The 14,769-nt window shown below is 71.1% G+C and carries 13 protein-coding genes; 8 read left to right on the top strand and 5 right to left on the bottom strand.

The features are described 5' to 3' along the window. Nucleotides 1-45 precede the first annotated feature (45 nt). Complete coding sequence (locus AC07DC_RS35300) at nucleotides 46-1,017, bottom strand: LLM class flavin-dependent oxidoreductase (protein ID WP_478918617.1); 972 nt, start codon at nucleotides 1,015-1,017, stop codon at nucleotides 46-48. A gap of 97 nt (nucleotides 1,018-1,114) precedes the next feature. Here AC07DC_RS35300 and AC07DC_RS35295 point away from each other — a divergent pair, with 97 nt between their 5' ends. The 3 genes from AC07DC_RS35295 to AC07DC_RS35285 all read left to right on the top strand — a co-directional run bounded on the left by AC07DC_RS35295 (nucleotide 1,115) and on the right by AC07DC_RS35285 (nucleotide 3,150). Continuing rightward, nucleotides 1,115-1,540 carry a hypothetical protein gene (locus AC07DC_RS35295; protein ID WP_478918615.1) on the top strand — a complete coding sequence of 142 codons (426 nt, stop codon included), beginning with the start codon at nucleotides 1,115-1,117 and terminating at the stop codon, nucleotides 1,538-1,540. A 66-nt stretch (nucleotides 1,541-1,606) separates the two neighbouring features. Continuing rightward, nucleotides 1,607-2,326: an N-acyl homoserine lactonase family protein gene (locus AC07DC_RS35290; RefSeq protein ID WP_478918614.1), complete on the top strand. Its 720-nt coding sequence runs from the start codon at nucleotides 1,607-1,609 to the stop codon at nucleotides 2,324-2,326. Between the two features lie 5 nt (nucleotides 2,327-2,331). Beyond that, nucleotides 2,332-3,150 carry an aminotransferase class IV gene (locus tag AC07DC_RS35285; RefSeq protein WP_478918613.1) on the top strand — a complete coding sequence of 273 codons (819 nt, stop codon included), beginning with the start codon at nucleotides 2,332-2,334 and terminating at the stop codon, nucleotides 3,148-3,150. A gap of 51 nt (nucleotides 3,151-3,201) precedes the next feature. Here AC07DC_RS35285 and AC07DC_RS35280 read toward each other — a convergent pair whose 3' ends face one another. Then, nucleotides 3,202-3,381 carry a hypothetical protein gene (locus AC07DC_RS35280; RefSeq protein WP_478918611.1) on the bottom strand — a complete coding sequence of 60 codons (180 nt, stop codon included), beginning with the start codon at nucleotides 3,379-3,381 and terminating at the stop codon, nucleotides 3,202-3,204. Between the two features lie 199 nt (nucleotides 3,382-3,580). Between AC07DC_RS35280 and AC07DC_RS35275 the strand changes: the two genes are divergently transcribed. Next, the gene (locus AC07DC_RS35275; protein WP_478918610.1) at nucleotides 3,581-6,406 is read left to right on the top strand and encodes a penicillin acylase family protein; all 2,826 of its coding nucleotides are present in this window, start codon (nucleotides 3,581-3,583) and stop codon (nucleotides 6,404-6,406) included. Nucleotides 6,407-6,475: 69 nt separating this feature from the next. Here the strand turns inward: AC07DC_RS35275 and AC07DC_RS35270 are convergent, their stop codons facing one another. Further along, a complete protein-coding gene (locus tag AC07DC_RS35270; protein ID WP_478918755.1) occupies nucleotides 6,476-7,789 on the bottom strand; it encodes a serine-threonine protein kinase in 1,314 nt (437 codons plus the stop codon). A gap of 172 nt (nucleotides 7,790-7,961) precedes the next feature. On the opposite strand from AC07DC_RS35270, the gene AC07DC_RS35265 reads away from it, so the two are divergent. The 4 genes from AC07DC_RS35265 to AC07DC_RS35250 are packed head-to-tail and all read left to right on the top strand — an operon-like array spanning nucleotide 7,962 to nucleotide 12,045. After that, nucleotides 7,962-8,744, top strand: a complete 783-nt coding sequence (locus AC07DC_RS35265; RefSeq protein WP_478918608.1) for an SDR family oxidoreductase — start codon at nucleotides 7,962-7,964, stop codon at nucleotides 8,742-8,744. After that, the gene (locus AC07DC_RS35260) at nucleotides 8,741-10,390 is read left to right on the top strand and encodes a class I adenylate-forming enzyme family protein (protein ID WP_478918606.1); all 1,650 of its coding nucleotides are present in this window, start codon (nucleotides 8,741-8,743) and stop codon (nucleotides 10,388-10,390) included. Before AC07DC_RS35265 ends, AC07DC_RS35260 begins: the two co-directional genes overlap by 4 nt. Nucleotides 10,391-10,445: 55 nt before the next feature. After that, complete coding sequence (locus tag AC07DC_RS35255) at nucleotides 10,446-11,045, top strand: TetR/AcrR family transcriptional regulator (RefSeq protein WP_478918604.1); 600 nt, start codon at nucleotides 10,446-10,448, stop codon at nucleotides 11,043-11,045. 13 nt (nucleotides 11,046-11,058) lie between these two features. Further along, entirely contained in the window at nucleotides 11,059-12,045 is a 987-nt protein-coding gene (locus AC07DC_RS35250; RefSeq protein ID WP_478918602.1) for an NADPH:quinone oxidoreductase family protein, read from the top strand. Between the two features lie 243 nt (nucleotides 12,046-12,288). Here the strand turns inward: AC07DC_RS35250 and AC07DC_RS35245 are convergent, their stop codons facing one another. Continuing rightward, nucleotides 12,289-13,503, bottom strand: coding sequence for an acyl-CoA dehydrogenase family protein (locus AC07DC_RS35245; protein ID WP_478918601.1), 1,215 nt, complete (start codon nucleotides 13,501-13,503; stop codon nucleotides 12,289-12,291). A 6-nt stretch (nucleotides 13,504-13,509) separates the two neighbouring features. After that, nucleotides 13,510-14,547, bottom strand: coding sequence for a phosphotransferase family protein (locus AC07DC_RS35240; protein WP_478918599.1), 1,038 nt, complete (start codon nucleotides 14,545-14,547; stop codon nucleotides 13,510-13,512). Nucleotides 14,548-14,769 lie beyond the last annotated feature (222 nt).

Genomic DNA, 14,769 nt, shown 5'->3' with positions numbered 1-14,769 from the left:
CTCTGCTCGTTCGACGTCACGTCACCGTGCGTCGCGATCCTCGCACTACCCGCCGGTAACGGCCAGTCCCCGTGAGAGGTCGGCGAGCGCCTCCAACTGCTGCGTCTGCGAGTCGATGTCGAGCCCGACGGGCCGGAAGAGGATGTGCCGTGCGCCCGCGTCGACATACCGCCCCACCGTCCGTGCCACCTCTTCGCGGGTACCTGCGGTGATGAACTGGATCTTCTCGATCTCCTCCAGCGGAGCCCCGTAGTTGGCCCGCGTATAGGCGTCCAGTGCCTGGCGGCCGCCGTCGGCGGCATCGGTGATGAGCACGGTCGCGAAGAGCGCGGCGGTCATGTCCTCGGCGCCCCGGCCCGCCCGCTCCGCCACGTCCCGGATGTCGTGCAGGCCGGTCGTGTAGTCCGCGGGATCGGGCGGGTACGGCAGCCAGCCGTCGTACAACCGGCCCGTACGCGCCAGGGCCGCGGGGGTCGCTCCGCCCAGCCAGATCGGCGGACCGCCCGGTCGGTAGGAAGCCGTACCCGCCGGGATGTCGTCGAAGTGCAGCACCTTCCCGTGAAACGACGTAGGTCCCTCGCCCGTCCACAACTGGCGCCACAGCGCCACCGTTTCGTCGAGCCGGGTGAACCGGTCCGCCCACGGCACCTCCGACAGGTCGTACAGCGGCCGCCCGAACCGACCGGGGAACCCCGCCCCGACGGCCAGCGCCAGCCGCCCGCCCGACAGCAGATCCACCGACGCGATGGCCTGCGCGGCCTGCACCGGACGCCGCAGCACCGGCAGCAGCGCCGCCGTCCCGAGCGTGACCCGCTCGGTCACCGCCGCCAGCGCCGCCAGTGCGGTCAGCGCCTCGATCCGCGGACTCAGCAGGGAGTCGTTGGCCCACACCGAATCGAACCCGAGCCCCTCCGCCCGAACCCCGAACCCGATCACCGCCCGAGGATCCGTCCCCGCCCCCCACTGAGCCTTGCCGGTCGGCAGCAGCACACCTGTCCGTACGTCATGATTCGTCATGCCCCCATCGTGTGCGCCACCGGTTCCGCCCTCAATTCCCAGCTGGGAATGGCGACACCGGGCGCCGGTGCGGCACCACGAAGGACACGGAGGACATGTGACGGAACCGGTGCGTGAACCGGCGTTGGAACACGGGGCCCAGCTGTGCGGCCTCGCCGAGAACGAAGCGCTGCCGCAGCATCTGCTGGCCCGGTTCATCAGCCGCGCCGACCCGGAACTCCTGGGCGACCTCGCGCACCGGATGGCGCTCGACTCCCGCGCGGTCCGCAAGGCACTGCGCCCCATCGCCCGCCACCCGTCGACCACCACGGAGACGCTGCTGATCTGCCTGGAACACTCCGACGGACGCCGCCACGCCGTTCAGCACCCCGCGATGGATCCGGCGGTCGTGATGGAACTGCTGGCCGACCCCGACTGGGACGTGGCTTCGGGGGCGGCGGCCAACAGGGGCCTTCCCGTATCGGCAATGGAGCGGCTGCTCGACGGTTGGGAACCCGGGGCCGCGGCCAAGGCGCTGGGCTGACAGCCGTTCCCGTCAGCTCTCGGCGGAACACCGGAAGCGTGTGCGGGCGCTCGTGATGATGGCGGGATGAACGGTGACACGGCGATACGGCGGCTCGATCTCGGCTACTTCGTCCGGCCCGCGGCGGAGGCCGGGGAACCGTATCCGCGGGTGGAGCCGGTGCTCGGGTATCTGGTGCGCAGGGACGAGGGGCTGATCCTGTTCGACACCGGGATCGGGGACGCCGGTCCGGAGACGGAGGCCCATTACCGGCCCAGGCGGCGCCCGCTGGAGGGTGCGCTCGCGGCGGCCGGGGTGGCTCCGGGGGACATCGATCTGGTGGTCAACTGCCATCTGCACTTCGACCACATCGGGGGGAATCCGCTGCTGGCCGGGAAACCGGTGCTGGTGCAGGCGCAGGAGCTGGCGACCGCCCGGCGCGGCGGGTACACGGCCGACGAGCTCGTCGACTTCCCGGGCGCGGTCTACGAGGAGTTGGCCGGTGAGGCCGAGATCTGGCCCGGGGTCCTGGTCGTCCCGACGCCAGGACATACCGATGGGCACCAGTCGTTGGTGGTGCGGCAGCGCGACGGCACGGTGGTGCTCGCGGGACAGGCGCGCGATGCCGCGTCGCACTTCGCGGCGGACCAGCTGGCCCGCCGTGCCGCGCTCGACGGCGTGGAGCAGCCGCTGCCGCCCTATCCGTCGTGGCTGGACCGGCTCGCCGCGTTCGATCCGCGGCGGGTGCTCTTCGCGCACGACGGGTCGGTGTGCGAGCCGGCCGATGGGGGCGACGTGATTGGGTGATCGTCATGACTGGTTCTCCTGCCCCCCGGATCGAGATCGACGGCCGCCCCGCCACCGCCGAGGACCTGGCGCGGTACGTCATGGTCAGCAGCTACGGCCACTTCACCGCCATGCAGGTCAGAGGGCGCGCGGTGCGCGGTCTCGACTTCCACCTCGACCGGCTGGCCCGCGCCACCCAGGAGCTGTTCGGCACCGGCCTGGACGGCGGGCGCGTCCTGGACGCGATCCGGCACGCGCTGGGTGATGACTTCGACGCCTCGGTACGCGTCAACGTTTTCCGCCCCGACCCGATCGCCGGCACCGGCACCGCTTCTGACGAGGCCGGCGATGTGTCCCTCATGGTGACGGTCCGAGGGCCGGGGCCGGCGCCCAGTGGTCCGCAGAGCCTGATGTCCGTCGACTACCAGCGGACGGTGGCCCATGTGAAGCACGTCGGAGGCTTCGGCCAGGGCTACTTCGGCAACGCGGCCCGTGAGGCGGGGTTCGACGAGGCGCTGCTCGTCGGACCCGGCGGCGTGATCGCGGAGGGCGCGATCACCAATGTCGGCTTCGCCGACGGCGGCACCGTCGTCTGGCCCGACGCACCCGCCCTGCACGGCATCACGATGCGGGTGATCCAGCGGGAGATGGACGCGGCGGGCCTGCCATGGCGCCACCAGCGGATCACGGTGGCGGACGTGGCCTCGTTCGACGGCGCCTTCGCCTGCAACTCCCGCGGGGTCGCCCCGGTCGGCCGGCTGGACGACCTGGTCCTGCCGGTCGACTCCGATCTGGTGAAGCGGGTGATCGAACTCTTCGAGTCCGCCCCGTGGGACGCGCTCTGAGCGCCGGCCGACCCGACCAACCCGACCAACACGGCCGACGCCCTTGCGCCGTCAGCCCGTTCGCCGGAAGGCCGGCAGCCGCAGGCCGGTCAGGACGACGGCGAGGACGACGGCCGAGGTGACGTAGGTCGCCGAGAAGGCGGCGCCGTAGCCGCGGGCGTCGGCAAGGTGTCCGGCGAGCGCCGCTCCGGCGGCGTTGCCGAGGGTGAGGCTGCTGGGGAGGAGCGCCATGGCCTCGGACATCCGGGACGTGGCGGCGATGCGTTCGCCGAGCCCGAAGACGGTGAGCCGACGTGCCGGTACAGCAGTTGGTTGTCGGTAAACCCCTGGGCGGTTGAAAAAGCCGAACGAAAAGGTGACGCATGTTCACCTTCCGACATGAGCGTACCGGCGGTAACCTCCGGCCCAACGGCCTCCGAGAGGAGCAGGAATGCCACAACGCACCGGCAACCTACGCACCGGCAAGGCAGGCGCCCGCAAGGGCAAGGTAGGCACCCGCAAGCTCAGAACGGTGACCGCCGCGGCGCTGCTCGCGCTCGGCGTCACCCTCGTCGTACCGCTGCCGCAGGCGGCCCAGGCGGCGGACCCCACCACCGACTACTGCCAGGGCCAGTGCGGCGACATCCTGCCGCCCGGTGAGAACGGCAACGCGACGCTCGCCGACATCCTCGCCCACAAGGTCTTCGGCACCAGGCCGGCGCACGCCGCCGACCAGCTCGGACCGTACGCCAACCTGGCCACCGGCTATCCGTCGTTGACCGATGCCTCCATCAGCAACTTCTTCAACGACGCCTCCTTCGGCGTCCCGGCCGCCCAGGTCGCGTCCGTGACGACGCCGCGCGCCGACGTCACCATCACCCGCGACAAGAAGACCGGCGTCCCGCACATCAAGGGCACCACCCGCGACGGAACGGAGTACGGCGCGGGGTACGCGGCCGCGCAGGACCGGCTGTGGCTGATGGACCTGTTCCGGCACGTGGGGCGTGGCCAGCTGTCGTCCTTCGCGGGCGGCGCGGCCGCCAACCAGCAGCTGGAGCAGGAGTTCTGGCGGGCGGCCCCGTACACCGAGGCGGACCTCCAGGCACAGGTCGACCAGATCACGGCGGGCAACGGCGCACGAGGGCAGCAGGCGCTGGCCGACGTGCAGGCGTACGTCAACGGCATCAACGCCTACATCACCGCGTCCAAGAACGGCCGTTACTTCCCCGGCGAGTACGTGCTGACCGGCCAGATCGACGCGATCACCAATGCCGGCGAAATCCAGCCATTCAAACTCACCGACCTGATCGCGCTCGGCTCAGTCATCGGCGCACTGTTCGGCTCGGGCGGCGGCGGTGAGGTGCAGAGCGCGATCTCGCTGCTCGCCGCGCAGCAGAAGTACGGCGTCACCCAGGGCACCACGGTCTGGGAGACGTTCCGCGAGCGCAACGACCCCGAGGCCATGCTGACCGTGCACGACGGCTCCAGCTTCCCGTACGCGGGCAAGCCGGCCAACCCGCAGGGGATGGCGATTCCCGAGGCCGGAACGGTGGTTCCTGAACCGCTGGTCTACGACCGGACGGGCGGCGCGGCGACCGCCGCGAAGACCCCGGTCAAGGCCGGACCGCTCAAGGCGGCGCAGGGCATCTTCGACAACGGCGCGCTGCCGGCGAACCTGTTCTCCACCAAGAAGGGCATGTCCAACGCGCTGGTGGTCAGCGGCGCGCACACCGCGAGCGGCCATCCGCTCGCCGTATTCGGCCCGCAGACCGGGTACTTCGCACCGCAGTTGCTGATGCTCCAGGAGATCCAGGGCCCGGGGATCAGCGCGCGCGGCGCCTCGTTCGCCGGGCTCGGGATGTACGTGGAGCTCGGCCGCGGCCAGGACTACGCCTGGAGCGCCACCTCCGCCGGCCAGGACATCACCGACACCTACGCCGTCGAGCTGTGCCAGGACGCCGTGCACTACGTCTACCACGGCGTGTGCACGCCCATGGAGAAGCTGGAGCGCGTCAACTCCTGGAAGCCCACGGTCGCCGACTCGACCGCCGCGGGCTCCTACCGGATGCAGGTCTACCGGACGGCGTACGGGCCGGTGGAGTACCGCGCGACGGTAGGCGGCAAGGCGGTCGCGTACACGACGCTGCGCAGCTCGTACCGGCACGAGGCCGACTCGATCATCGGCTTCCAGATGCTGAACGATCCGGGGTTCGTCCATGACGCGGCCTCGTTCCAGCAGGCCACCGAGCACATCAACTACACCTTCAACTGGTTCTACGCGGACTCACGGCAGACCGCCTACTACAACAGCGGGACCAATCCGGTGCGCGCCGCCGGCGTGGACCCCTCGTTCCCGGTGAAGGCGGAGGCCGCCTACGAGTGGCAGGGCTGGAACTCGGCGACCAACACCGCCACCTACACCCCGTCCGCGCAGCACCCGCAATCCGTCGACCAGGACTACTACGTCTCGTGGAACAACAAGCAGGCCAAGGAGTTCACCTCGGCCGGCTTCGGCAACGGTCCCGTGCACCGCGGGGACCTGCTGAACGACCGGGTGAAGCAGCTCGTCGCCGCGGGCGGGGTGACCCGGTCCGCGCTCACCAAGGCGATGGCCGACGCCGCGCTGACCGACCTGCGCGGTGAGGACGTCCTGCCCGAACTGTTGCGCGTGCTGCGCAGCGCTCCGGTGACCGATCCGCAACTGGTCACCGCCGTACAGCAGTTGTCCGACTGGGGCACGGCCGGCAGCAAGCGCAAGGAGACGTCGGCGGGCTCCCACGTGTACGCGAACGCGGACGCGGTCCGCACCATGGACGCGTGGTGGCCGCTGCTGATCGACGGCGCGTTCCGGCCGGGGCTCGGCGACAGCCTGTACGCGGCGCTGACCGCGAACCTCTCGATCGACGAGTCGCCGTCCGCCGGTCACGGACCGACCGGAGCGCACGCGGGCAGCGCCTTCCAGTACGGCTGGTGGGGGTACGCGGACAAGGACCTGCGGAAGGTCCTCGGCGACCCGGTGCAGGGCTGGACGCCGCAGGCCTTCTGCGGCGGCGGCACCCTCGGCGCCTGCCGTGACGTGCTGCTGGCGACGTTGAAGCAGGCGGTCGCGAAGCCCGCGACCACCGTCTACCCGGGTGATGCCAACTGTTCGGCGGGCGACCAGTGGTGCTCCGACACGATCATCCAGCGGCCGCTGGGCGGAATCACCCAGGACAAGATCAGCTGGCAGAACCGGCCGACGTTCCAGCAGGTCGTCGAGTTCCCCGCGCACCGGTAGCGCACCGGTAACTCGCCAGCAGCAGTTCAAAGAGCTCCGTCCCGCGACGCATCGCCGCGGGACGGAGACTCAGTGCGCTATCCGTCCCGCGGCGAGCACCACGCGCGCCAGCTCCTCGTGGCAGATGTCGCTGTGCGCGCCCGCCGGAGGGGATCCGCTGCGCACGACGGCCGACACATCCACGCTCACGCAGCCGGACGCCGGGAACCGGCCGGCGCGGGCGTCGTCGATCGTCGCGGCCCGGGTGCCGTCGACGGCCTGGATGCCGTCGTGGCCCATCGCGCCCCAGCGGTCGCCGAGCCCGATCAACGAGGCGTCGTCACGCGACAGCCTCGACGCGATCGGGTAGATCACCCCGAGCGCGGTGTCGTGGCTGGAGAAGCAGGACACCACGGGCCCGTCCACCCGGTTCTCGGCATCGCGCAGCGCCCCCGAGCGTGACGCGTCACCGGGCAGCTGCCGCGCGTACGCGTAGTGCGAGAAGGCGCCCTGCAGCAGCGTCACGGACTTGACGTTGTGCGCCCCGGCGGGCAGCCCGAGCAGTGCGAACGACACCAGGCGGGCGCCGAAGCTGTGTCCCACCAGGTGCACCCGTACCGGTCCCGCGGCCTGTGACAGCCGGCCCAGCATCGGGCCGAGACCGCGCCGGCCGACCGTGCCGGCCCGCCGCTTCATCGCGAAGTACGTGGCCTGCCGCAGCAGTTCGTGAGCGCCGTTCCACAGCCGCTTCCCGAGCCCGCCGAGGAATTCCGGGTCGTCGGGGCCGAGGTCGACACCGGTCTCCTGGAGCGCCGCGGTGAGCTCCGCGCAGAGCCCCACCGGGTCGTCCCCGAGGATCGCCGGCTCGGCCTGCGGCCCGCCGTCGCCTGAGTCCGCGGCGAACGCGGCGGCGGGGCTGCCCGCCGGCAGCGCCACGAGCTCGCGGACCAGCCGCGCGAATTCCCCCAGCGCCTCGGGGGAGTCGGGACGCTCCCGCAGCAGCTCCGCCAGCCGCCGCACCGTCGCGTCCTGGCCGGGGAACGCCGTGGTCAGGGCCTGGCACGTCTCCTCGCTGAGCACGGTCCGGCCGGCCGGGACGGGGGCGAGCGTGAGCGAGGGCGTGAAGTCGGGGATGGGCTCGTCGCTGAACCGCATGGCGGGCCACAGCACGCCGACATAGCCGAGCCGGACCCGGGCGCCGGCACCGAGCAGCCCCGGGAAGGGCGCGAAGAACCGGTCGTACAGCCAGGTCGCCATGGATTGGTCGTTGTTCCAGCCGTGCGAGAACATCACCAGATCGGTGACCCCCTCGGCGGTCACCCCCGCCAGCAGTTGATCACGCTGCCGGGCGTCCACGTCCCCGTCCGCGTCGAAGGTCAGTTCCCAATAGGGCTGCACACTCATCGCCGTCACAGCGACCCCCCTCGATCCGCGCCATCTGGGCGCATCATCCCGAACAGGGAGGAGACCGGCCATACCCCGCGCATACGATTTTGCTCTTCCGTGGACCTGACCGACCGCTTAGTATGCGGAGAGAGCCGTACCCAGTCGAGTCGAGGGAGACACGATCGTGGTCGTGGAAACACTGCGCGATGCCCGAGTGGTCGTCACCGGGGCAGGTGGTGGCATCGGTGCCGCGCTGGCCCGCAGATTCGCCGCCGAGGGCGCGCGGGTCGTGGTCAACGACCTGAACGCCGGAGCCGCGCAGGCCGTCGCCGACGAGATCGGCGGCACCGCCGTGCCCGGCGACGCCTCCGGCATCGTCGGGAAGGCGCGCGACGCGCTCGGCGGCACGATCGACGTCTTCTGCGCCAACGCCGGCGTCGGCACCGGCGGCCCCGACGCCACCGACGAGGAGTGGGAGCTCTCCTGGGACGTCAACGTCATGAGCCACGTCCGGGCCGCCCGCGAGCTGCTGCCGGAGTGGCTGGAACGCGGCAGCGGCCGGTTCGTCGCCACCGTCTCCGCGGCCGGGCTGCTCACCATGGTGGGCGCCGCACCGTACTCGGTCACCAAGCACGGCGCCTACGCCTTCGCCGAATGGCTCTCGCTCACCTACCGGCACCGCGGCATCCATGTGCACGCGGTCTGCCCGCAGGGCGTGCGGACCGACATGATGCGCGCGGCCGGCACCGCCGGCGAGCTGGTGCTCGCGCCCACCGCGATCGAGCCGGAGGAGCTCGCCGACGCCGTCATGGCGGGCATCGCCGCCGAGCAGTTCCTGATCCTGCCGCACCCCGAGGTCGCCGGGTACTACGCGGCCCGCGCCGCGGACCCGGAGCACTGGATCGACGGGATGAACCGTCTGCAGCAGAAGCTGGAGCACGTCACCCGCCCGGACGGCGGGGACCGCGCGTGATCTCGTACGCGGCGAAGCCGTGGCTCCGGCACTTCACCGAGGAGCAGCGCTCGCTGCCCGACCCCCCGCCGAGCGTGCTGCACGCCTTCCGCGCCGCGGTCGCCCGCGTCCCGGACCGCAGCGCCCTCGCCTACTTCGACGGACGGCTGTCCTACCGCGAGGTCGACGAGCTCTCCGACGGACTGGCGAACCACCTGGCAGGACGCGGCTTCGCGCCCGGCGACCGGCTCGCGGTCATGCTGCAGAACATCCCGCAGTTCGTGATCACGCTGCTCGCCGCGTGGAAGGCCGGCGGCACGGTCGTGCCCGTCAACCCCATGTACAAGACGCACGAGCTCACGCACATCCTCGCCGACGCCGGGGTCCGGGCGATCGTCTGCACCGACCGCGCCTGGGACGGCTACGTCCGCCGGACGGTGGCCGGATCGCAAGTGTCGATCGCGCTCGTCACCAGCGAGCTGGACCTGCAGACGCGCGACGACCGCCGCGTCCTGCCCGAGGACCGGTTTCCCGCGGCCGACGCCGAGGACCTGCTCACCGCGGCCCGCGCCGCCGCGGGCCCGCCGCCCAACGCGGCCCCCGAGCGCGACGGCATCGCGCTGATCAGTTACACCTCCGGCACCACCGGCGCCCCCAAGGGTGCGATGAACACCCACGGGAACCTCGCCTACAACGCCGACCGGCAGCGCTGCATGCTCGCCCTGCCCGACGGCTGCGTGATCTTCGCGCTGGCGCCGCTGTTCCACATAACCGGCATGGTCGCCCAGCTCTCCTCGGCCATCGCCAACGGCGCCACGCTCGCTCTCGCCAACCGCTTCGAGGCGGGCGTCGTCCTGGAGGCCTTCCAGGAGTACCGCCCCGCCTACACCGTCGGCCCCGCCACCGCCTTCATGGCGCTGATGGCCCGCCCGGAGGTCACCCCCGAGCACTTCGCGTCGTTCCACCAGATCTACTCCGGCGGCGCCCCGCTGCCGCCGGCCATTGTCGAGGGCTTCCGGGAGCGTTTCGGACCCTACATACGCAACGGCTACGGCCTGACCGAGTGCACGGCGCCCTGCGCCAGCGTCCCGGCCGGCCTGGAGGCACCCGTCGACCCGGCGTCCGGCACCCTGTCCGTCGGCGTCCCCGGCCCCGACACCGTGGTGCGGATCATCGACGAACTCGGCGCGGACGTGCCCTTCGGTACCCAGGGCGAGATCGGCGTACGCGGCCCGATGGTGGTCCCCGGCTACTGGAACCGCCCCGAGGAGTCGGCGGCGGCCCTGCCCGGCGGCGAGCTGCGCACCGGCGACATCGGCTTCATGGACGAGGCCGGCTGGCTGTACGTCGTCGACCGCAAGAAGGACATGATCAACGCGTCCGGCTTCAAGGTCTGGCCGCGCGAGGTCGAGGACGTGCTCTACACCCACCCCGCCGTCCGCGAGGCCGCGGTCGTCGGCATCCCCGACGCCTACCGGGGCGAGAGCGTCAAGGCGTACGTCAGCCTGCGGCCGGGGCAGCCGACCGAACCCGCGGATCTCATCGCGTACTGCAAGGAACGACTCGCCGCGTACAAGTACCCGCGCGAGGTCGAGATCCTCGAAGAGCTGCCCAAGACCACGAGCGGCAAGATCCTGAGGCGCGAACTGAAGGCCCGCGCCGGATAGGGTCCATACCGGTCGGAATGTCGACCGGCGCACCGGTACGGAGAAAGGGCAGGCCATGGCACGCAGCACGACCACAAAGGCAACCGCAGTCCCTGAGCGGCTGCTCGCCGAGGCCACCCGCCTCTTCGCCGAGCGCGGTTACGACCGCACCTCGGTACAGGAGATCGTCGAGGCGGCCGGAGTGACGAAGGGTGCGCTCTACCACTACTTCGGCTCCAAGGACGATCTCCTGCACGAGATCTACGGCCGTGTGCTGCGCCTGCAGACCGAGCGTCTCGACTCCATCGCCGCCCAGGCCGCCCCAGTGCCGAAGCGGCTGGCCGAGGCCGCCGCCGACGTCGTGGTCACCAGCATCGAGAACCTGGACGACACCAAGATCTTCTTCCGGTCCATGCACCAGCTGAGCCCGGAGAAGCAGAAGGCGGTACGCGCCGAGCGCCGCCGCTACCACGAGAAGTTCCGGGCCCTGATCGAGGAGGGCCAGCGCGAGGGGTCCTTCCGCGTCGAGCTGCGGCCCGACCTCGTCGTCGACTACTTCTTCGGCTCGGTGCACCACCTCGGCACCTGGTACCGCGCGGACGGCCCGCTGTCCGCCACCACGGTCGCCGAGGACTTCGCAGACATGCTGCTGCACTCGGTGCGGCAGCCCCGATAACTGGAGGTACCTGGTGAAGGCATGGCGCGTGCACGAGAACGGGGAGCCGAGCGAGGCGATGCGCCTCGACGAGGTACCGGACCCGCAGCCCGGCCCCGGTGAGGTGCTGGTGCGGGTACGCGCCGCGAACATCAACTTCCCCGACGCCCTGCTCTGCCGCGGCCAGTACCAGATCCGCCCGCCGCTGCCGTTCACCCCGGGCGTCGAACTCTGCGGCGAGATCCTCGCCCTCGGCGAGGGAGTGACGGGCCTCGACATCGGCGCCCGGATCATCTCCCCCGCCGCCCTGCCGCACGGCGCCTTCGCGGAACTCGCCGTCATCAGCGCCGCGACCGTACTGCCCGCCCCCGAGGCCCTCGACGACGCCGAGGCCGCGGCCCTGCACATCGGCTACCAGACCGGCCTGTTCGGACTCCACCGCCGCGCCAACCTCCAGCCCGGCGAAACCCTCCTGGTGCACGCCGCCGCGGGCGGCGTCGGCAGCGCCGCCATCCAGCTCGGCAAGGCCGCCGGCGCCACCGTCATCGGCGTCACCGGAGGCCCCGACAAGGCGAAGGTCGCCCGCGACCTGGGCGCCGACCTGGTCGTCGACCGGTACAGCGAGGACTTCGTTGCCGTCGTCAAGGAGGCCACCAACGGCCGCGGCGCGAACGTCGTCTACGACCCGGTCGGCGGCGACGCCTACACCAGGTCGACGAAGTGCATCGCCTTCGAGGGCCGCATCGTCATCGTCGGCTTCACCAGCGGCACGGTCCCGACCCCGGGCCTGAACCACGCCCTCGTCAAGAACTACTCGATCCTCGGCCTGCACTGGGGCCTGTACAACACCAAGGACCCCCGAGCCGTCCTCCAGGCCCACGAAACCCTCACCCGCCTCGCCACCGAGGGAAGCGTGAAGCCCTACATCAGCGACCGCGTCCCCCTCGCCGAGGCAGCAGAAGCAGTCCAGCGAGTAGCAGACGGCAAGACCACGGGCCGCGTAGTAGTCGTCAACAACTGACCCCCACCGATGCGCCCCCACCCACCCGGGCGGGGGCGCACAGGCATGCCGCGGTGCAGGCCCAGCCCAAGCGATGCGGCCTGAACATGAGGGGCCGGGATCGCAGTTGGGGGCACCCCCGGCCGAAGGTTGGGGGAGGGTTCGAAATGCTGCCGAGCTACTTGTGGGCCGCCAGGCCCGTAAATAGTCGATTTCGAACCCCCACGCCGGAGAGCCCGGCCCCGCCCCACGACAGACCAGCAGCTACAGATACTTCTTCAGCTCACGCCGCGCCAGCGACCGCTTGTGCACCTCATCCGGCCCATCCGCCAACCGCAACGTCCGCGCCGCCGCCCAAAGCTCCGCCAGCGGGAAGTCCTGACCCACACCCCCCGCTCCGTGCACCTGAATCGCCCGGTCCACGATCCGCTGCACCGCGGCCGGCGTAGCGATCTTGATCGACTGGATCTCGGTGTGTGCCCCGCGGTTGCCGACCGTGTCCATCAGCCACGCCGTCTTCAGCACCAGCAGCCGCAGCAGCTCGATCTCGACCCGCGCCTCCGCGATCCACTCCTGCACCACGCCCTGCTCGGCGATCGGCTTGCCGAACGCGACCCGGTCCGTCGCCCGCCGGCACATGAGCTCGACCGCCCGTTCCGCCATCCCGATCAGCCGCATGCAGTGGTGGATCCGGCCCGGCCCGAGCCGTGCCTGGGCGATGGCGAAGCCGCCGCCCTCCTCGCCGATCAGGTTCTCGGCCGGCACCCGGACATCGGTGAAGACGACCTCGGCGTGGCCGCCGTGGTCGCCGTCGTCGTAGCCGAACACCCGCATACCGCGGCGTACTTCGACCCCGGGGGTGTCACGCGGCACGAGAATCTGGCTCTGCTGGCGGTGCCGCTCCGCCGTCGGGTCGCTCTTGCCCATCACGATCATGATCGCGCACTTGGGGTTCATCGCCCCGGAGATGTACCACTTGCGGCCGTTGACGACATACGAGTCACCGTCGCGCTCGATCCGCGTCTCGATGTTCGTCGCGTCCGACGAGGCGACGTCGGGTTCGGTCATCGCGAAGGCCGAACGGATCTCACCGGCGAGCAGCGGCTCCAGCCACTGCTTGCGCTGCTGCTCGGTGCCGAACTCGCTCAGCACCTCCATGTTCCCGGTGTCGGGCGCCGCGCAGTTCAGTGCGGGCGGCGCCAGGTGCGGGCTGCGGCCGGTGATCTCGGCCAGCGGCGCGTACTGCAGGTTCGTCAGTCTCGCCCCGCGCTCGCCGGGCAGGAAGAGGTTCCACAGGCCCTGCCGCTGGGCCTCGGCCTTCAGCTTCTCCACGACGGGCGGCGCGGACCATCGCGCGTCGCCCTCGGCCTGCTCGCGCTGGAGGGCGAAGACCGGCTCGGCCGGGTAGACGTGCTCCTCCATGAACGCGGTCAGTCGCGTCCGCAGTTCCTCGGTACGGGCGTCATAGGCGAAATCCATCAGTCCTCAGTCCTCCTGGGGCTGGAGCCGGAGCTTGAGCAGCCCGCGGTCGATGAACGCGGGGACCAGGGAGCCGATCCGGTCGAAACCGGCACCGACGGTCTGGCCGAGCGTGTAGCGGTAGTGGATGCCCTCGAGGATCACGGCGAGCTTGAAGTAGGCGAAAGCCGTGTACCAGTCGATGGCGGAGGTGTCGCGGCCAGACCGTTCGGCGTACCGCTCGACCAGTTCCTGGGCGCTGGGATGGCCGGGCGCATCGCCGGTGGTGGACACGGGCGCGTCCGGGACGGTCTCCTGCTCGCTGTACATCACCAGCAGGCCGAGGTCGGTGAGCGGATCGCCCAGTGTCGACATCTCCCAGTCCAGGACGGCCCGGACCTGGTCGTCGTCGCCGACGAGTACGTTGTCGAGCCGGTAGTCACCGTGCACGACGGTCGGTGCGGCGGAGACCGGCAGGGCCTTCCCGAGGGCGGTGTGCAGCTCCTCGATGCCGGGCAGGTCCCGACTGGTGGACGCCTCCAGCTGCTTGCCCCAGCGGCGCAACTGCCGCTCCAGGAAGCCTTCGGGACGCCCGAAGCCGTCGAGACCGGCGGCGGCCGGGTCCACCGCGTGCAGGTCCACCAGGGTGTCGACGAGCCCCAGCACGACCGCGCGGGTGCGCTCCGGGCCGATCTCGGCGAGCTGCGCCGAGGTGCGGTACGGGGTGCCGTCGACGAAGTCCATGACGTAGAACGGCGCGCCGATCACCTCGGGGTCCTCGCACAGCAGCACCGTGCCGGGGACCGGAACCGGGGTGTCGCTGAGCGCGCTGATGACCCGGTGCTCGCGCGTCATGTCGTGCGCGGTGGCCAGTACGTGCCCGAGCGGCGGCCGCCGCACCACCCACCGCGAGGCGCCGTCGGTGACGGCGTACGTCAGGTTGGACCGGCCGCCCTCGATCAGCCTGGCGCGCAGGGCGCCGCGCACCAGTCCTGGTCGCTGCTGATCGAGATGTTCGCGCAGCCGACCGAGGTCGAGCCCCGGTGGATTGTCCGTACCGCTCATCGTCTGCTCCTCACCACCCGGCACACCTTGGTCCTGGCGTTCCTGCCATCATGCCGACCAGTCGGTATGTCGTCCAGTAGGGATCCGAAATCCGCTGTTGTGCGCCGGTTTCCGGCCGGGGGACCGGCGGCCCGGTCCATGCCCTCCGAGGAGCCTAGATGTACATGCCCGCCGCCGCCCGGGACTCGCTCCCGGTGTGGGTTGACGCGGACTCGGCCCCCG

Source organism: Streptomyces sp. NPDC045021 (genome assembly GCF_056432645.1).
The sequence above is the reverse complement of the archived record's forward strand: the minus strand, read 5'-3'. Positions and strand labels throughout refer to the sequence as shown.